The 5,009-nt window shown below is 70.5% G+C and carries 5 protein-coding genes and 1 pseudogene; 5 read left to right on the forward strand and 1 reads right to left on the reverse strand.

Annotated features, from left to right (window positions below; genetic code table 11):
• The 3 genes from AC1DOC_RS18605 to AC1DOC_RS18615 all read left to right on the forward strand — a co-directional run.
• The coding region (locus AC1DOC_RS18605; protein ID WP_478130246.1) for a sll0787 family AIR synthase-like protein at positions 1 to 851 on the forward strand (851 nt) is incomplete at its 5' end.
• Positions 842 to 1,126 (forward strand): MSMEG_0570 family nitrogen starvation response protein, encoded by a 285-nt coding sequence (locus AC1DOC_RS18610; RefSeq protein WP_062363556.1) that lies wholly within the window; start codon positions 842 to 844, stop codon positions 1,124 to 1,126. The genes AC1DOC_RS18605 and AC1DOC_RS18610, both read left to right, overlap by 10 nt.
• Positions 1,127 to 1,162: 36 nt before the next feature.
• Entirely contained in the window at positions 1,163 to 2,494 is a 1,332-nt protein-coding gene (locus AC1DOC_RS18615; protein ID WP_478130247.1) for an MSMEG_0569 family flavin-dependent oxidoreductase, read from the forward strand.
• 8 nt (positions 2,495 to 2,502) lie between these two features.
• Here AC1DOC_RS18615 and AC1DOC_RS18620 read toward each other — a convergent pair whose 3' ends face one another.
• The gene (locus AC1DOC_RS18620) at positions 2,503 to 3,186 is read right to left on the reverse strand and encodes a LuxR C-terminal-related transcriptional regulator (protein WP_012745718.1); all 684 of its coding nucleotides are present in this window, start codon (positions 3,184 to 3,186) and stop codon (positions 2,503 to 2,505) included.
• Between the two features lie 262 nt (positions 3,187 to 3,448).
• On the opposite strand from AC1DOC_RS18620, the gene AC1DOC_RS18625 reads away from it, so the two are divergent.
• Both AC1DOC_RS18625 and AC1DOC_RS18630 read left to right on the forward strand, forming a co-directional pair.
• A complete protein-coding gene (locus AC1DOC_RS18625; protein ID WP_026283929.1) occupies positions 3,449 to 4,774 on the forward strand; it encodes a DotU family type IV/VI secretion system protein in 1,326 nt (441 codons plus the stop codon).
• A 10-nt stretch (positions 4,775 to 4,784) separates the two neighbouring features.
• A pseudogene (locus AC1DOC_RS18630) lies at positions 4,785 to 5,009 on the forward strand (hypothetical protein); the annotation flags it as partial.

A 5,009-nucleotide genomic window follows, 5' to 3' on the forward strand; every position in this document is an offset into this window, starting at 1 on the left:
ACTGTGCGGCCATCCCCGACGGCCACGGCGGCTACCTGCTGTTCGCGATCGAAGGCATGGTGGAAGACTTCATCGTGCGCATGCCGTGGTTCGCGGGCTACTGCGGCGTGATGGTCAACGTGAGCGACATCTATGCGATGGGCGGCCGCCCCACGGCCGTGGTCGATGCGCTGTGGAGCACCGGCATGCACCCGGCCGACGAGGTGCTGCGCGGCATGGCGGAAGCCTCGGTGCGCTACGGCGTGCCGGTGGTGGGCGGCCACAGCAACAACCGCAGCGAGCGGCCGCAGCTCGCAGTCGCGATCCTCGGCCACGCACGCAAGCTGCTCACCAGCTTCGACGCCAGGCCCGGCGACCTGCTGGTGATGGCGGCCGACCTGCGCGGCGCCTACGAGGAGCCCTTTCCCTACTGGAACGCGTCGACCACGGCGCCGGCCGCGCGGCTACGCGCGGACCTCGAACTGCTGCCCTCCATTGCGGAAGAGGGCCTGTGCCGCGCCGCGAAGGACATCAGCATGGCCGGCGCGGTCGGCACCGCGATGATGCTGCTGGAGTGCTCGGGCGTGGGCGCGCGCATCGACCTCGATGCACTGCCCAGGCCCGGCGGCGTGCCGCTGCTGCGCTGGCTTTCTTCTTTTCCGAGCTACGGATTCGTGCTCAGCGTGGCGCCTTCGCAGGTTGCGCCGGTGCTCGGCCGCTTCGCCGCGCGCGACATCGCCTGCGCGGTGGTCGGCGAGGTCGATGCGACGCGGCAGGTGCGGCTGCAGGCCGGCGGCGACGAGGCCCTGCTGTGGGACTTCGGCCGCGATGCTTTCATCCAGCCGCCGCAGGAGGCGCTCGCATGCCCGTGATGCACTTCCAGGTGCGCTGGCCCGACGCCAGCGAAACGCGCTGCTACTCGCCCTCTTCCGTGGTGCAGGATTTCTTCGCGCCCGGCGAGCGCTATGCGCTCGAAGACTTCCTGCAGCGCTCGCGCGAGGCCTTGGGCATCGCCTCCGAACGCGTGCGCGCCAAGTACGGCTTCGCGTGCTCGCAGGCCATGGACCAGCTCGCCGAGATCGAGCGCATCGCCGCCCGCTTCACCGGCGCCGACGATGCCCAAGTCACCGTCGTCGCCTTCGATTGACGCCCCCCGCATCCAGAGAGAAAGAAAGAAGACCCCATGTCCTATCCATTTGGCGGACGCAGCCACTACAGCGTCATCGTCGTCGGCGGCGGCCAGGCCGGCCTGTCGCTGAGCCACTGCCTGCAGCAGCGCGGCATCGACCACCTCGTGATCGAGAAGCGCAGCCTGGTGCACAGCTGGCGCACGCAGCGCTGGGATTCGTTCTGCCTGGTCACGCCCAACTGGCAGTGCCAGCTGCCGGGCTGGGCCTACCACGGCGACGATCCGCACGGCTTMATGGTCAAGGACCAGATCAACGAATGGCTCGCGGGCTTCGTCGCGCAGGTGAAGGCGCCGGCCATCGAGGGCGTGACCGTCGAGCGCGTGGCGCGCGTGCCAGGCACGGGCGAGCGCGACCGCTTCATGGTGCAGACCGACGCCGGCCTCTACACCGCCGACCAGGTGGTGGTGGCCTCCGGCGGCTACCACCGCCCGATCGTGCCGCGCCTGGCCGAGAAGCTGCCGCCGCACGTGGTGCAGTACCACTCGGCGCAGTACCGCAACCCGGCGCAGTTGCCCGAGGGCGCGGTGCTGGTGGTGGGTTGCGGCCAGTCGGGTTCGCAGATCGCCGAGGACCTGCACCTGGCCGGGCGCAAGGTGTACCTTGCCACCGGCGATGCGCCGCGCTGCGCCCGCTTCTACCGCGGCCGCGAAGTGGTCGACTGGCTCGCCGACATGAAGTACTACGACATGCCCGTGACCGAGCATCCGCTGCGCGAGGGGGTGCGCGACAACACCAACCACTATGTGACCGGCCGCGACGGCGGCCGCGACATCGACCTGCGGCGCTTCGCGCTCGAAGGCATGGAGCTGTACGGCCTGCTGACCGGCCTGGGCGGCGACGGCACGCTGGAGTTCCAGCCCAACCTGCGCGAGCACCTGGACAGCGCCGACGCCACCTACAACCGCATCAACGCGTCGATCGACAAGTTCATTGCCTCCCGGGGCATCGAGGCGCCGCCGCCCTCGGTCTACACGCCGATGTGGGAGCCGCCCGAGGAGCGCACGCGCCTGAGCCTTGCCGAGGCGGGCATTGCGAGCGTGCTCTGGTGCATCGGCTTCTCGCCCGACTTCGATTGGGTGGATGCGCCGGTGTTCAACGGCCGCGGCGCGCCGGTGCACCAGCGCGGCGTGACGGGCGTGCCGGGACTCTATTTCCTGGGGCTGCCGTGGCTGCACACCTGGGGATCGGGCCGCTTCTCGGGCGTGGCGCGCGATGCGGAGTTTCTTGCCGAAGCGATCGAGGAGAGAAAGAAGGCGGCGGCGGCCGGCCGAGCCGATGCGCAGGAGGAGGAACCGGCCGGCGCCGGGCTGCGCGCTGCAGCCTGAGCTCAGGCTCAGGCCTGCTGCGCCTCGGTCAGCGCCTGCGCGGCCACCACGGCCTCGGTGCGGTTGCGCACGTTGAGCGCGCGGAAGATGGCCGCCAGGTGGATCTTGACCGTGCCCTCGCTGATGCCCAGGCTGCGGCCGATGAGCTTGTTGGGCTTGCCCTGCGAGAGCAGCTGCAGCACCTCGACCTGGCGCTCGGTGAGCACGCTGCGCAGGTGCTCGAGCGTCTGCGAAGAAGCGCCTGCGGAGCGCGCATCGCCGTTCTGCGTGGGCGCCACGCCGGCCACGATGCCGGGCGGCAGCGCCGTGAGCATCATGGGCGGCACGTACACGCCGCCGGCCAGCACCAGCCGCACGGCCGACAGCATGACCTCGGGCGAATAGGCCTTGGGAATGAAGCCGAGCACGCCGCGCTCGAGCGCGCTGCGCATGATGGCCGGGTCTTCGTAGCCCGAGAGCACGATGACCGGCACGGCCGGATGGCGGCGGCGGATTTCGTCGATGTGCGCCTGGCCGTCGGCGCCGGGCATGTTGAGGTCGATCAGGGCCAGGTCGAGCTCGTCGGTGGCGCCGGCAAGCAATTCGTCGACGCTCATCGCCAGGACGAACTCGATGCCGGGCCCCAGCTCCGACAACTTGGCCTTGACCGCCTCGATGACGAGCCGGTGGTCGTCGGCGATCAGAATTTTCATGGCATGTCCTAGTGTCCCGGGTGTCCCAGCGTGCGTGCATTGAACTCAGCGGATGCCGAAGATACCGGCGATTGCCCCGCACAGCAAGCCGGTTTGCCCGACGAACGGCATAGTCCCCAAGCGATATGGCGCCCGCCGCCCGGCGTTCGGAAGATGGAATCCTTACTCGAAGGAACCGGGGACATGGGGATGTGCCATCGCAGCAGACGCCGGTGCAAGGCATCCTCCGCAATGCAGGCGCGGTGAGCGGACGCGGTCATCCATGCTCCGGCTGCTCGACTGTTTTTCCGCATTCGTCTCCTTCGGCCTCGCCCTCGACGCATCGATCGCGGCCGGCCGCGCCGCGCCGCCCTCGCACGCTGCCGCGCAGCAACAGGCGCGCCGGCTGCTCGACGCGGCGCGCGCCTGCGCATCGGGCCAGCCCGCCGCGCAGGTCGAATCGGCGGTCTTTGCGATGGTGGCCTGGATCGACGAGATCCTGGCGCGCCATCCCGGTGCGGCCGCGGGCGCGGCGCCGCTGCAGGTGCAGCTGTTCAACTCGAACAACGCCCACAGCGAGTTCTTCCACCACCTGTCGGCGCTGGGCGCCGAGGACGACGAGCTGCGCGAGGTCTACTGGCATGCGCTGGTGCACGGCTTCAAGGGCCAGTACTACTTCGAGAGCGACGACCGCGGCGAGCTCGGCAAGCTGAAGGAGCTGCACGGCCACCAGCTGCGGCGCAGGCCCCTGGCGCTCGGCAGCCTGGTGCAGGACCGCATCACGCCGCAGCCCTATGGCGTGGCGGATCCGCCGGGCCCGCACGACCTGCACCGCCGCGACCGCAGCCTGCTGCGCGCGCTCGGGGCGCTCGCGCTGCTGCTGCCGCTGCTCTATCTGCTGTGGTGGCAGTGGCCGGCCGGGCTGCACGCGGGCGAGCCGGGACCGGCGCAGCGCATCGAGCAGCATCTTCAAGGCTATGCATGCGCCGATCTCTCGGCTTCGGCCGACAAGGGCGGCAGGCTGCACGTGAGCGGCTTCGTCTCGCTGCCGGCCGACCTCGAGCGGGTGGAGCGCGAGGTGGCCGGCCTGCTGCCCGATGGCGGCTCGCCCACCTTCGACGTCAGGCTGCGCGTGTGGCCCCACTGCGAGGTATTCGCCATCCTGAAGCCCTACCAGCTGCGCAACCGCGAGAAGGCCCTCGGACTGGACGTGACGGCCGTGACGGCCCGCAACGGCCGGCTGCGCGAAGGAGACGACGTACGCATGCAGGTGGCCGCGCCCCGGCACGACAGCTACCTGTGGGTCGACTACTACACCGCCGACGGTTCGGTCATGCACCTGAACACCGGCCAGCCGATGCGGCTGCGCGCCGGCGAGAAGCTGGAGCTGGGCCGCGACATCCCGGCGAGCTGGCTGGTGGGCCCGCCCTTCGGCACCGTGCTGGTCACGGCGCTCTCGTCCCCCACCCCGCTCGACGGCGCGGCCGACCGGCCGCCCTACGAACTCGCATCGGCCTACCTGCTGCGGCTGCGCGAGGTGCTCGCGGCCAACAAGGGCAACGAGCGGCTGCTTGCCGATTTCGAGTTCCTCGAGACCACTGCACGTTGAAAGCCGCAGCATGCCCGCCGCGTTGTTGCCTGCCCATTTCTTCTGGCTCCTGCTCGCGCTGTGCCTGGCCGGCTTTGCGCTGCTGTACGCCGCGGTCCGCGACGCGGGCCGCGGTGCGCGCCGCCGCGCGCTGCGCCGGCGCATTGCCGCACTCGGCCCGCCGGCGGCCGAAGCCGACGAAGCCGCGGTCGAAGCCGACGAAGCCGCGGTCGAAGCCATGAGGGAGGCCATGAGG

The sequence above is a fragment of the Variovorax sp. 01T439_2 genome (genome assembly GCF_056398445.1).